The sequence below is a fragment of the Aliikangiella coralliicola genome (assembly GCF_007004725.1).
GTDB lineage: Bacteria > Pseudomonadota > Gammaproteobacteria > Enterobacterales > Kangiellaceae > Aliikangiella > Aliikangiella coralliicola.
Window position 1 is genome coordinate 33624 of sequence record NZ_ML660174.1, and the last position, 22342, is coordinate 55965.

At 39.1% G+C, this 22342-nt stretch carries 20 protein-coding genes and 1 tRNA gene; 18 read left to right on the forward strand and 3 right to left on the reverse strand.

All coding sequences use genetic code 11. The features are described from left to right. Nucleotides 1-11 precede the first annotated feature (11 nt). Nucleotides 12-1424: a mannose-1-phosphate guanylyltransferase/mannose-6-phosphate isomerase gene (locus FLL46_RS26300; protein WP_142935327.1), complete on the forward strand. Its 1413-nt coding sequence runs from the start codon at nucleotides 12-14 to the stop codon at nucleotides 1422-1424. A 577-nt stretch (nucleotides 1425-2001) separates the two neighbouring features. Here FLL46_RS26300 and FLL46_RS26305 read toward each other — a convergent pair. Beyond that, nucleotides 2002-3462: a capsule assembly Wzi family protein gene (locus FLL46_RS26305; protein WP_142935328.1), complete on the reverse strand. Its 1461-nt coding sequence runs from the start codon at nucleotides 3460-3462 to the stop codon at nucleotides 2002-2004. A gap of 164 nt (nucleotides 3463-3626) precedes the next feature. Continuing rightward, nucleotides 3627-3995, reverse strand: coding sequence for a VanZ family protein (locus tag FLL46_RS27985; protein WP_142935330.1), 369 nt, complete (start codon nucleotides 3993-3995; stop codon nucleotides 3627-3629). Between the two features lie 166 nt (nucleotides 3996-4161). Between FLL46_RS27985 and FLL46_RS26315 the strand changes: the two genes are divergently transcribed. The 10 genes from FLL46_RS26315 (at nucleotide 4162) to FLL46_RS26360 (ending at nucleotide 14271) form a co-directional block, all read left to right on the forward strand. Next, a complete protein-coding gene (locus tag FLL46_RS26315; RefSeq protein WP_142935331.1) occupies nucleotides 4162-5874 on the forward strand; it encodes a bifunctional sulfate adenylyltransferase/adenylylsulfate kinase in 1713 nt (570 codons plus the stop codon). Nucleotides 5875-6242: 368 nt separating this feature from the next. Beyond that, nucleotides 6243-8162 (forward strand): threonine--tRNA ligase, encoded by a 1920-nt coding sequence (gene thrS, locus FLL46_RS26320; RefSeq protein WP_142935333.1) that lies wholly within the window; start codon nucleotides 6243-6245, stop codon nucleotides 8160-8162. A 90-nt stretch (nucleotides 8163-8252) separates the two neighbouring features. Continuing rightward, complete coding sequence (gene infC, locus FLL46_RS26325; RefSeq protein ID WP_142935335.1) at nucleotides 8253-8798, forward strand: translation initiation factor IF-3; 546 nt, start codon at nucleotides 8253-8255, stop codon at nucleotides 8796-8798. A 272-nt stretch (nucleotides 8799-9070) separates the two neighbouring features. Continuing rightward, nucleotides 9071-9268: a 50S ribosomal protein L35 gene (gene rpmI, locus FLL46_RS26330; RefSeq protein ID WP_142935337.1), complete on the forward strand. Its 198-nt coding sequence runs from the start codon at nucleotides 9071-9073 to the stop codon at nucleotides 9266-9268. 18 nt (nucleotides 9269-9286) lie between these two features. Further along, on the forward strand, nucleotides 9287-9643 hold the full coding sequence (rplT, locus tag FLL46_RS26335; protein ID WP_142935339.1) for a 50S ribosomal protein L20: 357 nt from the start codon (nucleotides 9287-9289) through the stop codon (nucleotides 9641-9643). A 289-nt stretch (nucleotides 9644-9932) separates the two neighbouring features. Continuing rightward, nucleotides 9933-10955 carry a phenylalanine--tRNA ligase subunit alpha gene (pheS, locus tag FLL46_RS26340; RefSeq protein ID WP_142935341.1) on the forward strand — a complete coding sequence of 341 codons (1023 nt, stop codon included), beginning with the start codon at nucleotides 9933-9935 and terminating at the stop codon, nucleotides 10953-10955. A 123-nt stretch (nucleotides 10956-11078) separates the two neighbouring features. Then, nucleotides 11079-13457 (forward strand): phenylalanine--tRNA ligase subunit beta, encoded by a 2379-nt coding sequence (gene pheT, locus FLL46_RS26345; protein WP_142935343.1) that lies wholly within the window; start codon nucleotides 11079-11081, stop codon nucleotides 13455-13457. Between the two features lie 2 nt (nucleotides 13458-13459). After that, complete coding sequence (gene ihfA, locus FLL46_RS26350) at nucleotides 13460-13759, forward strand: integration host factor subunit alpha (RefSeq protein ID WP_142935345.1); 300 nt, start codon at nucleotides 13460-13462, stop codon at nucleotides 13757-13759. Then, nucleotides 13740-14084 (forward strand): MerR family transcriptional regulator, encoded by a 345-nt coding sequence (locus tag FLL46_RS26355; RefSeq protein ID WP_142935347.1) that lies wholly within the window; start codon nucleotides 13740-13742, stop codon nucleotides 14082-14084. The genes ihfA and FLL46_RS26355 overlap by 20 nt, the downstream gene beginning before the upstream one ends. Nucleotides 14085-14194: 110 nt before the next feature. Next, nucleotides 14195-14271 (forward strand) — tRNA-Pro (locus FLL46_RS26360). Nucleotides 14272-14427: 156 nt separating this feature from the next. Here FLL46_RS26360 and FLL46_RS26365 read toward each other — a convergent pair. Then, nucleotides 14428-15768 carry a hypothetical protein gene (locus tag FLL46_RS26365; protein WP_142935349.1) on the reverse strand — a complete coding sequence of 447 codons (1341 nt, stop codon included), beginning with the start codon at nucleotides 15766-15768 and terminating at the stop codon, nucleotides 14428-14430. A 360-nt stretch (nucleotides 15769-16128) separates the two neighbouring features. Between FLL46_RS26365 and FLL46_RS26370 the strand changes: the two genes are divergently transcribed. The 7 genes from FLL46_RS26370 (at nucleotide 16129) to FLL46_RS26400 (ending at nucleotide 22080) form a co-directional block, all read left to right on the forward strand. Then, entirely contained in the window at nucleotides 16129-16407 is a 279-nt protein-coding gene (locus FLL46_RS26370) for a helix-turn-helix domain-containing protein (RefSeq protein WP_142935351.1), read from the forward strand. Nucleotides 16408-16775: 368 nt separating this feature from the next. Beyond that, nucleotides 16776-17843: a hypothetical protein gene (locus FLL46_RS26375; protein ID WP_142935353.1), complete on the forward strand. Its 1068-nt coding sequence runs from the start codon at nucleotides 16776-16778 to the stop codon at nucleotides 17841-17843. 49 nt (nucleotides 17844-17892) lie between these two features. Continuing rightward, nucleotides 17893-19134, forward strand: a complete 1242-nt coding sequence (locus FLL46_RS26380; protein WP_142935355.1) for an AlbA family DNA-binding domain-containing protein — start codon at nucleotides 17893-17895, stop codon at nucleotides 19132-19134. Between the two features lie 106 nt (nucleotides 19135-19240). Continuing rightward, nucleotides 19241-19729 (forward strand): hypothetical protein, encoded by a 489-nt coding sequence (locus FLL46_RS26385; RefSeq protein ID WP_142935357.1) that lies wholly within the window; start codon nucleotides 19241-19243, stop codon nucleotides 19727-19729. Between the two features lie 165 nt (nucleotides 19730-19894). Further along, entirely contained in the window at nucleotides 19895-20395 is a 501-nt protein-coding gene (locus tag FLL46_RS26390) for a hypothetical protein (RefSeq protein WP_142935358.1), read from the forward strand. Nucleotides 20396-20616: 221 nt separating this feature from the next. After that, nucleotides 20617-21450, forward strand: a complete 834-nt coding sequence (locus FLL46_RS26395; RefSeq protein ID WP_142935360.1) for an MFS transporter — start codon at nucleotides 20617-20619, stop codon at nucleotides 21448-21450. A gap of 282 nt (nucleotides 21451-21732) precedes the next feature. After that, nucleotides 21733-22080 carry a hypothetical protein gene (locus FLL46_RS26400; protein WP_210418829.1) on the forward strand — a complete coding sequence of 116 codons (348 nt, stop codon included), beginning with the start codon at nucleotides 21733-21735 and terminating at the stop codon, nucleotides 22078-22080. Nucleotides 22081-22342: the final 262 nt, after the last annotated feature.

Sequence of the window (22342 nt, forward strand, 5' to 3'; positions counted from 1 at the left end):
AAAGAATGAATATGATTTATCCTATTATTATGGCTGGAGGTTCTGGCTCTAGGCTCTGGCCTATGTCACGTTCTCTGTATCCTAAGCAGTTTTTGAATATCATCGGTAAAAACACGATGCTTCAAGACACTGTTTTTCGCTTAGAGAATATGGATGCAGCTCAACCTCTAATTATTTGTAATAATGAGCATCGATTTTTGGTTGCTGAACAGTTGCGGGATATCGGCGTCAACGGCAAGATTATTTTGGAACCCGAGGGTAAGAACACTGCACCAGCTATTGCATTAGCTGCACTAAAAGCCGTTGAGGCAGGTGATGACCCTTTGTTGCTTGTTCTGGCTGCTGATCATGTTATTCAGAATAGAAATGCTTTCGAAAACGCGGTAAGTGAAGCAACCAATTTAGCGGAGCAGAATAAATTGGTGACTTTTGGAATCGTCGCACGTTCACCTGAATCCGGGTATGGATATATACACCGAGGAAAAGCATGCGAAGGTGGGTTTACTGTTTCTCAATTTGTTGAGAAGCCTGACAAGGAGACAGCTCAAAGCTATATAGATACTGGCGATTATTACTGGAACAGCGGAATGTTTATGTTTAAAGCTAGTCAGTACTTAAGCGAGTTAGAAAAATATCAGCCGGAAATGCTAGAGATATGCAGAAAAAGCATGATTTCGTCGACTAAAGACTTTGATTTTATTCGAATAGACGGAGAAATTTTTGGAAACTGTCCCTCAGAGTCAATCGATTATGCGGTAATGGAAAAAACTGATTCCGCTGTGGTTGTACCGCTCGATGCCGGCTGGAGTGATATTGGTTCTTGGTCAGCGATTTGGGATGTCAGTCAAAAAGATTCTGATGGAAATCGTATTCTTGGAGATGTTATAACTCATGAGTCTTCAGGTTGTTTGGTTCATGGGGAAGATAGATTGATCTCCGTGCTTGGGCTTAATAACGTAGTGATTATCGATACCAAAGATGCGGTATTAGTTGCAGATAAAAGTAAAGTTCAGGATGTAAAAAATATTGTTAGTAAATTGAAGTCTTCAAATAGAGATGAATGGAAAATTCATAGGGAAGTTTATCGACCATGGGGAAAGTACGATTCAATTGACATTGGTTCAAGGTATCAAGTTAAGAGGATCAGTGTAAATCCGGGAGCTAAATTAAGTGTTCAAATGCATCATCACCGTGCTGAGCATTGGGTCGTTGTTTCTGGCACTGCGCAAGTTACTAATGGGGATAGTACCTTTCTTGTTTCTGAAAATGAGTCTACTTATATTCCGATAGGCCGAATCCATGCCCTCGAAAATCCTGGTAAGCTTCCCTTGGAATTAATAGAAGTACAGACTGGCTCATATTTAGGCGAAGATGATATTGTTCGACTTGATGATCGTTATGGTCGCGCTAGTAAATCAAACTGAGTAAATGAGTTAATCTAATATTCTTTGTTAAGGAATAGAGCACTGTGAGTCAGTTAGATCTTGAAACTGTTGAGAAGTTAGCTGAAGAGTAGGGTAAAAAACTTAAAATTGGAGAGCTGTTTCGAAGGGCTTCTCTCAGTGTTTAAGAAGAAATTCCTTCAAACCGCTATAAGTGCCAGCTTGAAAGACATTTTGGTTTAGCCAAACATGAACAAAATGGCTAATGGTAGGGGGACCAGGCGGCGTCACTGTTCAAAAAAGACAGCCAAATCTAAGAATACCAATTAAGCTCAAAAGCTCTTGAAAGCCGTGATGGAGCATTCTATTCCAAGGTTGTTAAGAATCAACGAACTAGCTTGTTGAGTTTAAAATTCTTTACAATGCCATTTAGAAGGCGAAGTTAAATCTTCTTTTGATTGAAATTGAAGACATGTCACATTTGGTCTGAACTAATTCAGCTTAGTTTTGGTGGTCTCGATGAAATCTGACAGCAACTTGAGACTGTAAATAACTTTGTTTACAGTTGCTGTCAGGTCAAATCTGTTTATTATCTTTCTATTTACTAGTATCGCTAAATTTATCTCCAACGATAAGTTACCGCAAGCCGAGAAAAGTCTTCTCCGAAAACATCATTACCAACGTAAAGATCGTAATGCCAAATGCCATCTTTATTCACTTCGTCAAGTCTTAAATTCAATTCATGACCGCGTTCATAGTTATAATTATTAAATGGACCTTCGCCACCGGCGTCAGGGTCGTTGTAAATGCTTTTATATGAAAGCTCTAATTTATGTTCGTCACTTAGTTCGTAGTTATACTTAAAACTAATTATTTGAGCACCAATAGCATCATCTGGCGCTTTTTCATCTCCCCACCAGTGACCAATTGTATTCTGATCATTGCGATAACCTTCTTGATAGATATGATGAGTATACCAGCCATTTTCAACATACTGAATTTCAGCTAACAATGAAGATTTACTCGTTAAATACGGAAAAAATAAACCAAGGTTATATGCCTTATTCCCAAGTTTGTAAGGCTTAAAATCATTGGTATCTTCACCCGCGAGTTCAAAATAAAGACTTACAGGAGTCCCCCAGTCTAAGTCAAATTTGCTAGAAATAGATGCCTGTTGATTTCCGATTTCTTGAGTGCAATCTTGTAAGTCAGAAGCGCCGCCACAATTATCACTATTCACTGGATCAATAATGGCTTCCCACAATGAGCTTAAGGTAACTTTTCTTTCTCCACCGCCAAACTGCATGGTTCGGCTAACACCAATTGTCCACCAATCCACAAGTTGACCACTAAAATGCATCGTCAAAAATCCTGGGCGCCCTGGAAATCTTTCTTCGCCAAATCTGATACCTTCCATTTTTTCAAGTTTGCCGAATGAAATGTCGTAACGTATTTTCCAATCAGTCAGTGGCCTTGGGCTACTAATCGAAAATCGCGCAATAGGTTCCGCCTGAGTTGAGAGAAGCATCGCACTTTCTTGTAATGGAGATAGCCAAAGCTCTTTATAACCAAGGTCAATTTGAAAATAATCATGAATGTAAGACAGGTAAGTGTTGTGTGGAACAAAGTCATCACTTTCATCTTTGACGGTTCCGCCTAGCGATAAATTCCAATTATCGGCAAAACTCCAATGAGTGGCAAAATGCCCACTAATGTTACTTTCGGCAGTTCGTCCACGAGCATTTGGCAGTGTTTTCTTTTCGTAGGTACTATAACTCGCTTCAATACTTGCCTGAGTGACATTAAAATCCTTTTTATAACGCTGTAAATACCGTTTTATGCGCCGGTACAGTTCGGGGTGGCTATCATTAATTTTATCCAGATATACTTGTACAGTGGCCAAGGAGTATGGTTTCGCAAGCGTTGGCATTTTGGCAACAGTTGCGAGTTTTTCTAGTTCAAGCTCAAATAGTGGATCTGTTTTTAATGGCAAGTAATGATTATTTGAGAGTGCATTAACTGGCAGTGACAAAACTGTGCCAAGGAGCACGCCTAATAGCTTTTTATTATAAAAAGACAAGACTAATTCCTTTCCCTAAAATATTGCAAAAATTGAGATAATTGATATAAATTCTGAGCCGTATAATACGTTAATTGGGGGAACTGAGTAAGTAAGAAATTGTAAAATGTTAAATTAACGGAGTCGTAAGCTGGACTATGACGCTTGCTTTTGAGTTAAGTGGTCTATTTTTTATTGACTATCAATTGGCTAGCCACGCAATACCCGAATAAAACACCAACACTATCTGCTATCATGTCTCCAATACTGAAACCTCTTCCTGGAATGTATAATTGAGCAAATTCGATTAATACTCCAAACAACAGAGAGGCCGCTAAGAGTGCTAGAGGAGGGAGCTTGCGGAAAGCTATCCTGAAAGCAAAAGTAAATCCAGCGAAAGCTGCAAAGTGGTAAAGTTTGTCGATGTTATGGATTGAAATCGGTTGTGGCGGTGTTGGAATTAATGTCAGATAAAGCATCGTGACGAAAACAACCCAGAAAAAAAATTTCCAGTAAATTCTGTATGATTTAGAGTTAAATAGTGCTTTAAACATTGATTGTTAAGTGGAACCAGCAAATTAGCGCGCATAATACCTGAATACTTTGGTTATAGATACATTCCAATCTGCTATTCAGTAAGTTATAAGCAGGGTGATAGAATTCTTACCAATACTTTCATTCAGTGCCATAAAAATCACTCAATTTTTGGAAACATTTACAATGTCATCTTTGGTTGCTGCCCATGGGGGCGAATTAAAAAACTTATATTTACCTGAAGCGCAAGCCGAAGCAGAAAAAATTGCTGCAAAGGAGCTTGTATCATGGGATTTATCTCATAGGCAACTGTGTGATATCGAATTGTTGCTAAATGGTGGCTTTTCTCCTCTGGAAGGTTTTCTTAGCGAGGTGGACTATGATTCTGTTGTAGAGAACTCTAGATTAGCAGATGGCACGCTTTGGCCTATGCCAGTGACTTTAGATGTTAGCGAAGATTTTGCAGAAGCTTTGTCACCTGGCGAGAGGATAGCACTTCGTGATGAAGAAGGCGTCATTATCGCACTGCTTGAAGTCTCTGATAAATGGAGTCCTGATAAAAGTAAGGAAGCAGAAGCTGTCTTCGGAACTAATGATCAATTACACCCAGCAGTTAATTATTTGTTTAATCAAGCCGGTGACGTTTATCTTGGTGGTAAGTTGATAGGCCTGGCTCGACCTAGCCATTATGACTTCAGGGGCTTAAGAGATTCTCCAAAAGAGCTTCGTGCAAAATTTGAAAAATGGGGCTGGAAGAAAATCGTTGCATTTCAGACTCGAAATCCAATGCATAGAGCTCATCAGGAACTAACTTTCAGAGCCGCAAAACAAGTTGAAGCAAACTTATTAATTCATCCTGTTGTTGGTATGACTAAGCCTGGCGACGTTGATCATTTTAGTCGAGTGCGTTGCTATGAACATGTATTGGCAGAGTACCCTGAACAGACAACCATGCTGAGTCTATTGCCTTTGGCTATGCGCATGGGGGGCCCAAGAGAAGCTGTTTGGCATGCAATTATCCGCAAAAATTATGGTTGCTCTCACTTTATCGTTGGTCGAGATCATGCCGGTCCTGGTAAAGACTCTAATGGCAAAGATTTCTACGGTGCTTATGATGCGCAAGAGTTGATGCAAGAATATAAGGACGAGCTTGGAATTGAAATGGTCCCATTTCAGATGATGGTTTATGTGGAAGAAAAAGCAGAGTACGAGTCAATTGATGAAGTACAAGAAGGGCAAACAGTGCTTAATATTTCTGGAACTGAGTTTCGTCGCCGATTAACTGAAGGTCTTGATGTGCCGGAGTGGTTTTCTTATCCAACGGTTGTTAAAGAGCTCAGAAAACGCTATCCAGCGCGCCACAAACAAGGCTTAACTGTGTTTTTTACGGGGCTTTCAGGTTCTGGCAAGTCGACCATTGCAAATGCGTTGCTGACCAAATTAATGGAACTTGGCGAGCGCTCAATTACTTTACTTGATGGAGATGTGGTCAGAAAACACCTTTCAAGTGAATTAGGTTTTTCAAAAGAGCATCGGAATTTAAATATTCAGCGAATAGGCTATGTTGCTAGCGAGATAACCAAAAATGGTGGAATCGCGATTTGTGCGCCAATTGCACCTTATCGGGAAACTCGCCGTCAAGTTAGAGAAATGATTAAGCCTGTTGGAGGTTTTGTCGAAGTTCATGTTTCAACGGCCTTGGAAGTCTGTGAACAGCGTGATAGAAAAGGACTTTATGCAAAAGCTCGAGAGGGAATTATTAAAGAATTCACTGGCATTAGTGATCCTTATGAAATTCCAGAAAATCCCGAGCTTGTTATTGATACCGTTGGATGTACGCCAGATGAAGCTGCCCAGAGAATTATTCTAAAGCTCGAAGGTATGGGATATATTAAATAAACCAGTGCTATATGTTCTTTTTTAAATGCTTTCTCTTGCGATTATTTTGAGTGAGGGAAAGCAGGTAGTAAGACTGACTATGATAATATGAAGAAATATTCGCTAATGTGCTGATAAATAACGGCGATTAATAAAGTCAGGTAACTAAATTATTGCTAACTTTTTGTCTTTATTACCGCTTTCTTTTCTTTGCTTTCTGGTTGCTTATTAGCTATTATCCGCGTAATTTAAAGAAAGATTGTCAGCATGTCCTTTAAAAAGCACCTATTCGGTGCTTTTCGTGGTTTTTCAGGGGCGAGAAATTCGACTATTAAAGCGAATAGACTTCTTTCAACAAAAAATTGTAGAGATAAGGTTTAACGAAAACTATGCCAGTAATTACACTTCCTGACGGTAGTAAAAGAGAGTTTGATAGTGCCGTCACTGTCCATCAAGTTGCAGCGGATATCGGCCCTGGCCTGGCGAAGGCTGCTTTGGCTGGTAAAGTTAATGGCAAAGACGTTGATACCTCTTACAAAATTTCAGAAGATGTTGAACTTGCGATCATTACTGAAAGAGATGAGGACGCCCTTGAGGTACTTCGTCACTCATGTGCTCATCTGCTCGCACAAGCAGTTAAAGCTCTTTTCCCTGAAGCCCAGGTCACTATTGGTCCTGTAGTTGATAATGGTTTCTACTACGATTTTGCATATGAGCGTCCTTTTACTCCAGAAGATTTGCTAGCAATTGAAAAGAAGATGGCTGAATTGGCAAAGGCAGATTTTGCTGTTGAGCGTTCAGTCATGATGCGTGACGAGGCGGTGACTTTCTTTAAGGATATGGGAGAGGCCTACAAAGCGGAAATTATTGCGAGTATTCCGGGTAATGAAGAGATTTCCTTGTATAAGCAAGGTGATTTTATTGACCTATGCCGGGGCCCTCATATTCCAAGTACTGGAAAACTAAAGGCTTTTAAATTGATGAAAGTTGCAGGTGCCTATTGGCGTGGTGACTCTAACAACGAGATGCTACAAAGAATTTATGGTACTTGTTGGGCCAATAAGAAAGATCTGAAAGCTTATCTGCACCGTCTGGAAGAGGCTGAGAAGCGTGATCACCGCAAAGTGGGTAAGCAGCTAGAACTATTTCACTTCCAGGAAGAGTCTCCGGGCATGGTGTTTTGGCATAACGATGGTTGGACTATTTTCAAGGAACTTGAAGCCTATATCCGTCAGGTTTTGAAAAAGCATGATTATCAAGAAGTTAAGGCGCCACAAGTACTTGACCGAACTCTATGGGAAAAGTCTGGTCATTGGGATAAGTTTAAAGAAGATATGTTTACCACTGAGTCTGAAAATCGGACCTATGCGGTTAAGCCAATGAATTGTCCAGGTCATATTCTTATTTACAATCAAGGACTTAAATCATATCGAGACCTTCCTCTCCGCATTGCAGAGTTTGGTTCGTGTCATCGCAACGAGCCTTCAGGCGCGCTACATGGCTTAATGCGAGTGCGTGGATTTACGCAAGATGATGCCCATGTGTTTTGTACTGAAGAACAAATTCAGGACGAAGTTTCGATATTAATAGATATGATTTACAACGTGTATGCTGATTTTGGTTTTGAAAAAATCGAAATTAAGCTTTCAACGCGCCCTGAAAAGCGGGTAGGTAGTGATGAAATATGGGAACAAGCAGAGAAAGCTTTAGCGGAAGCCTTATCATCGAAGGGCATCGAATACGAATTACAGCCGGGTGAAGGCGCTTTTTACGGGCCTAAAATCGAATTTGCCTTGAGAGATTGCTTAGATAGAGTGTGGCAGTGCGGCACGGTGCAGCTAGATTTCTCTATGCCAGGTCGTTTGGAAGCAGAATATGTGGCCGAAGATGGCACTAAAAAAACGCCAGTCATGATTCATCGGGCGGTATTAGGTTCACTTGAGAGATTTATTGGTATTTTAATCGAAGAATACGCTGGAAAATTTCCGCCTTGGTTAGCGCCAAAACAGGCGGTAGTGATGAATATTACCGATAAACAGAGTGAATATGTGCAAAATTGTGTGAAATATTTGTCTTCTCAAGGGTTTAGAGTCAATTCGGACTTGAGAAACGAGAAAATCGGCTTTAAAATTCGCCAACATACACTGCAACGTGTTCCTTACCTATTGGTGGCAGGTGATCGAGAGGTGGAAACTGGAACTCTTTCGGTTCGAACTCGCTCTGGTAAAGATTTGGGGAGCCTTAGCTTAGAGGCTTTTTCAGAGCAGTTAAATGCTGATATTGCGTTAAAAGGACGATTTAAGGAATAAAAATATTTTTCCACTATAGTTAAGGTGGATAAATTGAGTGTTATCAATCGTAGCGTTGTAGATTATTTTTAATAAAAGAGGATAAAAAACATTAAAAGACCAAGACCAAAAACAGGCCCAAAAGAACAACGTGCCAGTATTAATGATGAAATAACGGCACCAGAAGTTCGGTTGATTGGTTCTGATGGAGAAGCAATAGGCGTTGTTTCAATTCGTGAAGCACAGCAGGCTGCAGATACCGCAAATCTTGATTTAGTTGAAGTTTCACCAGGAGCGACTCCTCCTGTTTGTAAAATCATGGATTATGGCAAATATATCTTTGAGCAGAAGAAAGCCAAAGCCGCTGCGAAAAAGAAACAGACTATTGTTCATGTAAAAGAAATTAAGTTCCGTCCAGGTACAGATATCGGCGATTACAATGTTAAGCTTCGTAAGTTGCAAGAGTTTCTGGAAGATGGCGATAAGACCAAGATTACTGTAAGATTTCGCGGTCGAGAAATGGCGCATAAAGAACTCGGAATGGAATTGCTGCAGCGGGTTGAAAAAGACTTGGCTGAGTATGGTGAAGTCGAGGCGCGACCAAAATTAGAAGGGCGTCAAATGATTATGGTCATTGCCCCTAAGAAGAAAAAGTAATTATTCAGTTTTACTGAATAATTGAAGTTTTGAGAATCATTCGTTTAAGTAATCTTAAGTCAATGGTTCGAAGTAGCATAAGTCGCTAGGAGGGAAACCTGCTAGCGCTTTGTTCGTGCAAGGTTTTTGGCAACCCTGTATGAACTGGTGAGAAGGCTTAAATGCCTTCTTTTTGTTAAGCACTGATAGGTAATTAACGGGGCTAAATACGCAGTTTTTATGAATTGTTTATTAAGGTTCGACCTACAGATGATAATTGGAGTAAAAAAGCAATGCCAAAAATAAAATCTGATAGCGGCGCTGCAAAGCGTTTTAAGAAAACAGGTAAAGGTGGTTTTAAGCATGCTCAATCGCATCGTCGCCACATTCTTACAAAGAAAAGCACCAAGCGGAAGCGTCATTTGCGTGATATGCAAATGGTTGCACCTGCTGATGTTGAACAGCTGAATCGTCAGCTTCCTTACGCTTAAGAATGGGAGAATTAAAAGATGCCTAGAGTAAAACGTGGTGTGACAGCCCATAAGCGTCACAAAAAAGTTTTAAAAGCTGCAAAAGGTTACTATGGTGCTCGTAGTCGAGTATTCCGTGTTGCAAAACAAGCTGTAACCAAAGCTGCTCAATATGCTTACCGTGACCGTCGTCAGCGCAAACGTCAGTTCCGCGCTTTGTGGATTCAACGTATTAATGCTGAAGCTCGTGTTAATGGAATGTCTTACAGTCAATTCATTAATGGCCTGAAAAAAGCGTCAATTGAAATTGATCGTAAAATTCTGGCTGATATTGCTGTATTTGATAAGGCTGCATTTGCTACTTTGGTAGAAAAAGCAAAAGCCGCTCTTGCTTAAGCACTAGCTGACTTGGGTGTGATTTAGTTATTTACTAAATATCCCCAACAGTAATTTGAAAGGAAGGGTAATTGTTACCCTTCCTTTTTTTTATCCAAGATTGCTTATTGGGCTTTGATATAAGAATAAGCTCTAAACCATATACTCTGGTCAGTTTGCGTGGGATATTAATGGTTTAGTCAAATAAGTAATTGAGCCAAGTAAATTGGCTAAAGTAAGTAGCTAAGCCAAATAGTAGGCTGTCTACAAAACTGATAGAAAAAACAATTAGTATAATTGGAAAAATTAAATGTCTAACATGATTGATGAACTCTTAAATCGCGGATTAGAAGCTGTTTCTAATGCATCAGATTTGCAACAGCTTGAACAGGTTAAAGTTGAATTTTTAGGGAAGAAAGGTGAGCTGACTCAACAGTTAAAATCTTTAGGGAAACTGGCCCCTGAAGAGCGTCCGGTGGTTGGTGCAGCAATTAATAAAGTTAAAAAAACGATTCAGGCAGAATTAGACAGCCAGAAAACTAAGTTTGAACAAGCGAAAATAGAAGCACAACTAGGTAGCGAATCAATCGACGTTACACTTGCTGGTCGCCGTAGCGAAATGGGCGGCATCCACCCAGTTAATCGAACACTGGAACGCATTATTAACTACTTCGTTCAAATTGGATTCGGTGTTGAGGAAGGTCCAGAAGTCGAAGATGACTATCACAATTTTGAGGCACTCAACATCCCGGGCCATCATCCTGCGCGAGCAATGCATGATACTTTTTATTTTGGCAATGGAGATTTGTTAAGAACGCATACTTCGCCGGTTCAGATAAGGACAATGGAGAAAACCGCTCCGCCAGTAAGAATAATTGCACCAGGCCGAGTTTATCGATGCGATTCGGATCTGACTCATACCCCGATGTTTCACCAGGTAGAAGCGTTACTGGTGGACAAAACAACATCTTTCGCTGATCTAAAAGGCGTACTAGATGAATTTTTAAAACATTTTTTCGAGAACGATAATCTTGCCGTTCGCTTTAGACCTTCTTATTTTCCATTCACCGAGCCGTCAGCTGAAGTAGATATTGAATGTGTGATGTGTTCAGGCAAAGGTTGCCGAGTCTGCAGTCATACAGGATGGTTAGAAATTCTAGGGTCGGGAATGGTGCATCCTAATGTACTAGAGTCTGCAGGAATCGATAGCGAAGAATATACTGGCTACGCCTTTGGTATGGGAGTTGAGCGGATGACGATGCTACGTTATGGCGTCAATGATTTACGATTATTTTTTGAAAACGATCTGCGCTTTTTGAAACAGTTTAACTAGAGATTGCTGATCCGCTAGAGCGTGCCACAGCGACAAGTTTTGTGGTTGTTAGAATTAAAAATTTGGCGACGAACACTTTAATTTGATTTCTGATTTCGCCTGAAATGTTTGGAAAAATAAATAATGAAATTTAGTGAAAATTGGCTGAGAACGTGGGTAAACCCTGAAATTAAGACGGATGAGTTAATCTCAACCTTAACAATGGCAGGTCTTGAAGTCGATGGTTTTGAGAACATCGGAGCCGAATTGGAAGGGATACTTGTCGGGTTAATTGAGAAAACAGAACAGCACCCCGAAGCTGACAAATTACAGGTTTGTAGCGTCAATGTGGGAGCGGATGAAAATTTACAAATTATTTGTGGTGCGCCAAATGCGAGAGAGGGACTGAAAGTCGCAGTCGCTACTATCGGATGTGTATTGCCCGGTGACTTTAAAATTAAAAAAGCTAAATTGCGTGGTGTTCATTCATTCGGAATGCTTTGCTCAGGAAAAGAGCTGCAAATTTCTGATGAGCATGACGGCATTATGGAGCTTGCTGAAAGCGCCGTAATTGGTGAACAATTAATTGATTATCTTGGCATGAAAGACACTGCAATTGATGTTGACTTAACGCCGAATAGAGGAGATTGCTTAGGTATAAAAGGCATCGCGACCGAAGTCGGTGTTTTAACCCAAACTCCTGTTACGCAGGTTGAAGTTAAGCCGGCAGAAGTGACTATCGACGACAAGGTTGAAGTGAATCTGACTGCCCCTGAAGCTAACCCTCGTTTCGTGGCTAGAGTTATTAAGAATGTCAACATTAATGCAGAAACACCTGAGTGGATGAAAGCCAGGTTGCTTGCGTCAGATATTCGAAGTATCGATGCAGTGGTTGACGTGACTAACTACGTGATGTTGGAGCTTGGCCATCCAATGCACGCATTCGATTTAAATAATTTGAATGGTGCAATTGAAGTTCGCTTTGCGCGTGAAGGCGAAAAACTTACTTTGCTCGACGATCAGGAAATTGAATTAAGAACTGATACATTGGTTGTTGCTGATGATGAGAAAAATTTATCATTAGCGGGAATAATGGGTGGTAAATACACTGGAATAAACCCAGACACAAAAGATCTATTACTGGAAGCTGCTCACTGGGATCCTGTTTATATTGCAGGAAAGGCAAGAAGTTATGGACTGCACACCGATGCATCGCACCGATTTGAGCGAGGAGTTGATTACAATCTGAGTGCAGAGACCATTGAGAGAGCAACTGAATTACTGCTAGAAATTGTTGGTGGGCAAGCAGGGCCTTTAGTTGACGAAATCAATCAGGCACATTTCCCAGAATCGCGCAGCGTCAAATTGCGCAGAGCTCGTATCGAGCGCTTACTGGGAATTAAACTGGAAGACGAGCAAATCGAAGATATTTTAACTCGCCTTGGCATGGGATTGACTTCAAACGAAGAAGGTTGGCTAGTTGAAATTCCGAGCCGCCGCTTTGATATTTCAATTGAAGCGGATTTGATTGAAGAACTCGTCAGAATTTATGGATACAACAAAGTTCCAAGCCGAAAACCTGTTAGTGAAATGTCGATGATCAGACAGCCTGAAAATCGTCTCCAACGGCTTCAGTTAACCCATGCATTAGCGGATCGAGGATATCAGGAAGCAATCACTTATACCTTTGTCGATAAGGATTCTCAGCAACTCATAGACCCCGAAGTAGAGCCACTAGCGTTATTAAATCCGATTTCATCAGAGTTGGGCGTAATGAGAACTTCGTTGTGGCCCGGACTTCTAAAATCTGTAGAATATAATCAGAAGCGGCAACACGACCAGGTTCGTCTATTTGAAACCGGGTTAAAATTTGTACCTGGTGAAGACGGTCTGGTTCAAACGCCAGTAATAGCCGGCGTTATTTCTGGCCGGCGTTGTGCGGAAAATTGGGAAGCAGCCAATGAGAAAGTCGATTTTTACGATTTGAAAGGGGATCTTGAGGCGATATTTAAGTTAACTGCCGCAAGTGAGCAATTTACTTTTGTTGCGGCGCAACGAGATGGACTTCACCCTGGACAAACCGCCGAAATATTACGAAATGGCCGAAACTGCGGATTTATTGGGAAATTACACCCTCAAACGCAAAAAGAATTTGATCTTGACGAGGCTGCTTACGTATTTGAGCTAGACTTAAAGCGTGTGTTAGCAAGAAAAATACCTGATTTCAGCCCTTTATCAAAATTTCCCGCCATTCGTCGAGATTTGGCAATTTTGATAAAAGAAAGCGTGACATCTACGCAAATTGTTGATTTAATTGGACAAACAGCCAAAAGTTGGCTAAATAATATTGTGATATTTGATATTTATCGCGGCAAGGGGATTGAGCCTGGTTATAAGAGTGTAGCGATTGGTTTTACGCTTCAACGGTCAGACAGAACCTTTAAGGAAGCCGAGATAAATAAGACAATGGAACGAATTATTTCAGTGTTATCAGATAAACTGGGTGCAGTTTTGAGGGAGTAGAGATGGCATTAACTAAAGCAGATATGGCAGAGCGTTTATTCGAAGATTTGGGACTGAATAAACGTGAAGCAAAAGAGATGGTTGAAGGATTTTATGAGGAAATTCGTAATTCTTTATCAACTAATCAGCAGGTAAAATTGTCCGGTTTTGGCAATTTTGACCTTCGCGATAAAAAACAACGTCCTGGACGTAACCCAAAAACTGGCGAAGAGATACCTATTAGCGCTCGGCGTGTAGTGACTTTTCGCCCCGGACAGAAACTTAAAGCCCGAGTAGAGGCCTATGCTGGAAGCGAGCAATAATAACGAACTTTTACCGATACCTGACAAGCGATACTTCACAATCGGTGAGGTAAGCGAGCTTTGTCTTGTCAAACCGCATGTACTAAGGTATTGGGAACAAGAGTTTCCACAACTTAAACCGGTAAAGCGGCGAGGTAATCGTCGCTATTATCAGCGTGATGACGTTCTAGTTATCCGAGAAATCCGAGAGTTATTGTACGATCAAGGGTTTACCATTGGTGGTGCACGTCAACAACTCGAAGCCGCTGAAAATGGGCCTGATCCACAAGCAATCCAGGCTATTATTAGTGATCTTGAAGAAGTACTAAGTATTCTAAAAAGCTGATTTATCTGAATCTTAAATAAAACAAGCGATAGCAGAAACTATCGCTTGCAATGAGATTTAAATCGGGTAATATTCGGCCCCACAAATTAGTTTGTTCAAACTAATCCAATCGGAGCGTGGCGCAGCCTGGTAGCGCACTTGCATGGGGTGCAAGTGGTCGGAGGTTCAAATCCTCTCGCTCCGACCAAATTCTTTCTATTAAATTTACCACCTTCATTTTTATCACATTCTAATATATTGGTATCCAAAGAATGTCGTGCTAGTGTGTGAGAAATTGTCGATGTTTGATATAGGATACTTTATAAAATCGGGGTGTCTGATATTTATTTTTTAGCGCTCTTGCTTATTTCAGTTTTGTAGTAATTACATTACATATATTCACAGCGGCCGTAAGCAATGCGAGCGATGTTCCTAATCCCAAAATCTCCGAATAGGTTGAGTCGATTGATTCCTGGTAAATTAATAAACAAACTACACTTGGGACGATTGATAATGAAAAGATAAAAATAATTTTGGATAAAAAATTAGAGTATATTCCAATCCAGGGAAATTGATTTGCAATTTCGATTTTATCTTTTCCGCATAGAATTGTCAGCGTTTGCCAATGTAGCCCAAAGTAAATATTTGAGCCAACCAATAGAAATATCAAGATAACGCCAAATACAGAACCATTAAATTTTGCTCCAAAAGCTTCGAGCTGTGTATCGAAAATAGGCTTTAATTTATCCAGGTAACTTTTCAATTCACTTATAGGAATTTGGGGCATGCCGTCCACAAGGTTGTGAATTTCTTTAAACTGGTCCTTGTATGCTTTTCCAAGTTCAGGTGTAAGGCTCACTAGTTTTTTATCGAGTCTATTTTTTTCAATATGCTTTAACAGGTATGCGTGAAAATCATTGTTGCTCTTGTAAATTTTTTTAGATTTAATAACCGGGATTAAGAATTGGTAATCAGAACCAGTAAATAAACGCCTGAACACACTGTTTTTTGGAGATTCGATACTTATGACAGGAAAGCTATCAATGTTCAACTTTCCATCGAGATGATTCTTGGTTAATAAAACGATACTTTTTGCATAGTTATCAGATTTACTATTGTCTGTAGTAAGCTCTGTGTATTCGGTGTTTTCTAATTTTGGCCATAAAGTCACTTTTTTTAGATCAAGCTCGACAGGGATTTCATAATAAAGCTGATTAAAATAGAAATTAAAATTTGAGATAAATTCACTATAGCTTTCGACTTTATTAGTTGGTCGTATGTAAAAATTGAGCTTTTCATCTTTGTTATTATTAATTATTGTATGACCCACAATATGAAAAGTATCAGTAATCTTTTTCGCTCCTTGAATACTGATTAATAGTTCAGATGGAAGTTGGGGTTCCCAAGTAAATTTATGGCGCAAATTTGGTGACGTATATGTTTTTGTCGCGTACTTATTAAGGAATAAGTTATGATGTTTCTGAAATAACTTTCTTGATTCATCATTTAGTAAAATTATCTTTTCTTCCTGAACCATATAATTTCTTAATACCATAAGCATTTCTGCCTGTGAATGTACTTTGTTGAATAGAGTATTCTTAGGGAGAAGCAGAAAAGCAATTGCTAAAAATGATAAGGAAACAATAGTAAAGTGAATTCTCCGTAAGTGTTCAATAAATATCTGTATTTTATCGTTATTTTCCATAGAAACGTCCTTGTGAGCTTTTCACTAATAGTAATATTAACATGAAAATCACTACCAAACATATCCTAACTAAAGCTGGAATAATTATGAGCCAGAAATCGCTAGAAGAACGAATTGCCATTCTAGAGACTCGGTTAGATGCCTTAGAAAAGACGAATTCCGCGCTTGTGAGGCATTGAAAAAAAACAAATTTCAGTCACGAGGACTTAAAACTCATGCATCTGGAAGCAGTAATACGAACTCAACGAATGTTACTTGCAAAGGAACTTATCGTCTTGAAATAAGACACCAACAATCCAGACCACAATCCTAATCTCATTTGCTGTGGTTGACATAAACATCAGAAAGTAGAGGTGCAATATGCCAATCAGACAAATGACCAAGCAGCAGATATTAATCGCGGAAAACATGCTAACCGAGGGCTACAGCAAATCTTTCATTGCTCGTGAGATGAATGTGATGCGGGTGACACTTAGGAAGATCTTGAAAGAATACCGAGAGTTCGGAGATGAAGCTCTGGATTTAACATCAAAGCGTTACCCAATCTCAAACAGAGTTTCTCGTATACACAATTCAAAACCAATTCGAAAGGAGTTTGAGGAAAATGCGGACAACTGGAAACACGTTTTGTACAGGTGAATTGTGTTTATTAATTAGATTAGAAGTACATTAAAAATCTGTTAGTTTTAGTTATTAAATGCTACTATTTTATTGGTTGAACTGAATAAGTTGTGGTGGGATTTTTCTCAAATCTTATTTAGTATTCAATCTGTAGCGCTGTTTATTCGAATAATAAAGATAGGGATAGTCAAGATGGACCGCTGTAAAATCAAAGCTCTAATAGTCATATTCCTCACTCTGCAAGTGGCTTCAATCTCGGCTAAGGAAACTCAAGATGAAGCTAAGGCCCTGACTAATCGAGAACAAATTAGCAATGATCCTTCAGTGCTAGATTATCAAATACCTCTTGCTAGCATAAACCTAGCACACACACAGAAATATTGGAGTTGGGAAGTAAAGGAGTAATTCAACTTTCAATTCCTCGTGATAAAAATAACCCTCGGAAATTACACGCTGCAATAAGTTCTGTAAATTTGAAGTTTCGGGATATATCAAGTTCCACAAAATTCGATGAAGACTATTATAATTGGGCTTGGAGTGTGGAGTCTGACAATGCTGGGCTGCATTTCTTTCTGATAACCATTGATGGTCTATTGCTATTTGATGGTGAGGAGACTCCGTTGGGACTTGCTACACTTAATAGAGCTATTTTGGTTCAGGGAAATTTTTTGGGACTGGCGTCTAATTTTCTTAATAGAAATTTCTCGTGGTTTTTTTCAGGTCTAATCATTTCAATTTTTATGGCAGCTTTGGTTGTTTCGAGAATCTCATTCGGTACATTGGTAAAGAAACAAGAGAAAAAAATTAGTGCTGTCATCGAAAAGGAGACTAATGAGAGTTTAGAAGAGACTCCCCAAAATTTGAAAAGTGCAATTGAAAATGAATTGAACTTACTTTTAGAAAAAGAAAAGCTAAGTATGCTTTCTACAAAACAAAAATCGAACACTTTATTCATAATAAGTACTTTATTTATGGTGCTAAGTGTTTTTTCACCTATATTGTCATTTTCAATATATGTATCTTTGGAACCGATAACTGACAGCATGATTTCTGCGTTGGAGAGAATCAAAAGTATCGGTCCCAGTGTAAGCTTTGACTCTGTTTCCTCGACGCGAGACTGGCGAATAATAGCAGGGGGAGTTTCTCTAGGTTTGTTATTTCTAGCTGCTGCTCGCGGTCTTGTGAGGCAGGAGTCGTATATGCGAAGAATGTATCTTATATTTGCTTCTAAGATAGCTGAACTAGAAAGCTTGTTGGCTGTTGTTAGGATTTCCAATAAATTTTGCAACTCTAGAAATATTAATAAAGACGAGGAACTAACGTCGCTCATTTTATCGAAATTAATAGCACCCAGGAACCTTAACTGTTTCGACTATCAGCCGGACGAATTGAAAGAAGAACTAATGGAGAGTAATCTTTACGAAAAATTAAAGAAACTCACTAACATTAAGTGATCATATTTCCGAGTCAGTAAAAATTAACAAAAATAAGCAAGGGGTGTTTATGTTTTCTAAACCGGTATCATCTATCACAACTGAGGATTTGCAAAATTTGCTCGAAGAAAGAGCTGTAGAAAATGTCAGGTTGGAGTTTAAACAAGAAGCTCCTTCCAAAAATGAGATGCTGAAAAAACTTAGTTCGTTTGCAAACACGTTTGGTGGTTATTTGATAGTCGGGGTTGCCGAAGAATCGGATGGAACTATTTCTAGTATTCCTGGTATCGATCCTCGAAGTGATTATAAACAGACAATAAACTCTTGGTGTTTTGGAGGAGTTTCAGCCCCGTTGAATGTTGAAGTCTCAGAGCCTATTCCATCTCCAGAGGATCCTGATAAAGCCTGTTATGTTATCTACGTTGCCGAAAGTGACTTAGCACCTCACTTTATTAATGGCAGAAAAGGATGTTATGTCCGAACTGACGAACAAAGCCAACTATTTAAAGCAAAACTGGCTACACAAGATGAATTTTTGTCGATGTTAGAAAGAAGAAAAGTAATTCATAGTCGTAAAAAATCCATTGTTGATAGAGCTAGAACTCGATTTAACACATATGTTGACTCGAAATATTCAGATTTGGGCACAAGAAATAGGGGGATTGGCGCACGACTAAGTATGGCTATCGTACCGCGATTTCCGTCGAAGCCTGTCGTTTCGCAATTAGAAGCACTAGATACGATTAAGAATAGACAGATTAGTTGGAGACAGGTGAATTTTCCGAGAAGACAACAAGGACACTTAACACAAAATGATAGTGCGTTAGTGTTGTTCCCTGCTTCGGTTTTTTCAATTATGGAGTTTAATATTTGGGGACTCATGTTTTACGCAATGGAAATTCAAGAGGAGTATGATGAATATTCTGGCATTCATCTTTACCAATTTTTGGGTAACATATGTGTTTTTTTAAGGCATGCAAAAATGTTAATGGCAAGTCATGATATAAACTTGGATATGAGTATTGAGTTAGATTTTGAAGGGATTAGAGGGGTACCCTGGATTTATGCTCGAACCAACAATCCTGTTGAAGGGCCTTCGTCATTATTAGATGATAGATTCGGGATAAAACTTGATGTTACTGCAGCAGATATCAAAAATCGTTCAGATGGAGTAGCAATGGAATTGCTGGATAATATTTTATTTTCTATGAATTGGCCAGAATTGGTTGGAGATCGAGAACAATTGAGAGAATTGTTGCAACAGGCATACAGATTTAATTTTTGGGATATTCCCAGTGAATTTTCTGAATAACTCTTAATTAGTTTTTAGTATTGTTACTATTACATAAAGTAGCCTCATAGGAAGAGTAAGGAGCGCTGTTTAATAACTAACATTTTTATATTAGAACAGGTGAAATATGGATTATGACTCACTAAATAAAAAGCTGTTAGATGCTGCTGAAAAGCTAGCATTAATTCAACCTCGGAATGCTGAAGAGCAAGCAATTTATGGATTTTTAGTCGGTGCATCATACGGATTAAGAGAAACTATAAACTTTGGATATATTGATGGCACAGGGGACAAGCTACCATCAGATTATTCAGAACAACTCCAAAAGCTAGCATCAGCATTAGCAGCAAGTGGTGACCTTGATAATGATAAATGGCTTGCTGGATTTTATTTTAACACAGCGTTGCAACGGCTCTCTCCAGCGTGTGAGCGTTTAGGGAAATATATCGGAAAGAGACAGGACCTTATTCCAAATACTCGAAAAGAAGTGAATAAACTAAAGCATGAGGTTTCTGGTGTATTATCTGGTCGTAAGGTGACGATTGATGAAGCCCTTAATTCATTAACTTTGTTGGTTGTTGCTGCAGAAGTAATTCTTAAATCTGAGCAAAGCTAATTTGCAGATATAAGAACTGGGAAATTCAAGTGTTTATAGGAAGGGTAATCAACAGTTGAATATGGAGTATTGGATTTATCAACAAAATAAGATAATCTCTGTTCACAAACTGAAATGTCACATTATTTCATATTTGAAACTACAGTTAACAAGGCCTGTCGCACAATGAGTCTTAAAGTTTATCAAGATACAATTTTAAAACGAGTAACCGAATGTGACTTAGAGCATCTAAATAGCTTTTGCGCGGACGTTGTAGGACGAATATTGGATTTTGTTGACGATACTGCTAAAGACCATTTAAATGATAAAGAGCGAGTGCGGATTGACTCGCTTATTCAACAAGTAAAATCAAACTCCATAAATTGGTTAGAGACCGGAAATTTGCTGGACGAGCTTACACAAATTGCTGAAGAAGATGATGAGCATGCTATAGAAATGGAAATGGAGTTTGTTGAGTTTCTTTGTGTCATGGACAATTGGCGTATTCTGTTGGAAACCGGTAATAAAGAAGCCGCTAAAGCGGTCTCGGAAAATTTAATGAATATTCTCGATTATAGATATGTTGAGTCAACATCTCTGGAAGAGTGGTTATCCGTTGATGAAGTGTATGATGAGTTTGAGAAACAGAAAAAGTTTTTGAGTGCGTTTAGTCAGTCAGTTCTATGACAAATTAGATTAGTTTGTGGCATCTGAATTCGAGTCACGATTTGTGCCAAACTAATATCCTGCCAAATTTTGATTCGGTCTGGTATGAAAAATGGGGACCCGTCAGAGTATCTATTGAAGTATATTAAGCCAGTCCTGACGGCTATGAAAAAATTGGCGTTTAAACAAAAATCTATTCTTTATGGATGAAATTTAACAAAAATTATGTAATATAATGCCATATGAAACGAATAGATTATTCAAAGTACTCTTTGTCTGAACTTTATAGCGTGAAGTCAGATATTGATGCTAGCAGAAACCCTGAAAACTTCATTGCGTTAGAAAAGGAACTCAGTAAAAGGGAAAGTCATTTCACCAGCAATGTAGCTCCCCAAGAAACAAAAGAGTTCGATGATTTTTCTGATGATCCAATTGCCAAAGTAACCAGTTGGTCAGCAACTGACTTCAATTCTTCATCAAGTTTTTGTACTCACCATCTGGTTGATATTAATGAAAATAGACTAGAGTTCTTCAGCTCAGACAAATCGATTGGCTTCTTGTTAGTCTTTATGCTGTCAGGTGTCGTCGCTGTATTGTTTGGTTATCTAATGCAAAGAAGCGGATACGAACTGTTAGCGATTATGCCATTTTCAATTGGGGGATTATTTATTCTAGCTTCGGTGGCTGGTTTGTATTTCGGTAGTACACCAATAGTATTTGACAAGGAGTTGGGCTTATTCTGGTGTGGAAGAAAAAAAACAGTTGTTTCGGAAAACTATGTTCCCAGTGATTTCCTAGTCAGGTTAAGTGATATATACGCGCTGCAGTTGTTAGACAAACTTGTCCGTGAAGACGATGGTGATTATTTATTCTACGAGTTAAACTTTGTTCTAAAGACTGGAAGTAGAATTCATGTGATGTCCCATGGCGATGAAAAAGAACTAACAACAGACGCGAAAAAGTTATCATTGTTTTTAGAGGTTCCTATTTGGAATGGTATCGACAAAAAGCCTCGAAGTGAATTGGGTACGTTAGCAGTTTCGTTATTAACTGAAAACACCAGGCAACGGATTTGAACATTGGGCTTTATGAAGTTCAGAAGATATTATTTTCGAAAATGTATTTCCGACACCGCAGCAATCAAAATGGTCGAAAGAGTAAAATTTAATTATTCTTTCTATTTTTAGACCTAATCGAAGCGTTTGCTTCGTTTATTCTCTTTCGTTACTTTCAACTAATTCCTTCTCGTAAATAACCCGCAATATCGAAATGGGAAGGGGAGTAATATCGTTTTATTTAGTTTATAATAGCGCGTTGAGTTATATCTTCTGTTTACTAATACACTAAGGAATTTCAATATGAAAAGCATGAGTATCGCTTTAATTATGTTTGTTTGCTTTTTCTCATTCAGTGGCAAAGTTGGCGCTGCTTCTGATTGGACGGGGGAAGTCACTGTAAAAAGCATTTACACACTGAATGAAACTCGGGCATTAATAGAATTATCCTCATTTAATAATCCAGGGAATTGCAAAGTTAATTCATCTGGACACATAATTCTTGACCCATCAACCCACAAAACCTGGTTTTCGATGTTTCTCACTGCTTACGCCGCGAAAAAGCCGCTTAATGTTTATGTCGCCGAAGCTTGTACCGAAGTTTGGCCGGGAACATCATATGGAAATATCGGGCACGTTAGATTGCTATAACGTTCATATTGGCAAAAATGCCCTGTAGATCGCAGGGCATCCTCGCCAGTTTGAAGCCTGTGTTTACAAAATTCCTTCCTGATATCTTTCATCAAGCCACAAAGAAAAAATCACCTGTGAGACTGTCTTGTTAAAGTGCTTCAGGTAATCAGCGATTAGCGCAGTAATAGAGGCCTCACACATCACTAAGGTCTTTATTAGCCTCAAATTCTCCACGTAGTCGCTCGAAATTTTTCTCCAACCGTTATAAACTGTGCCTTTT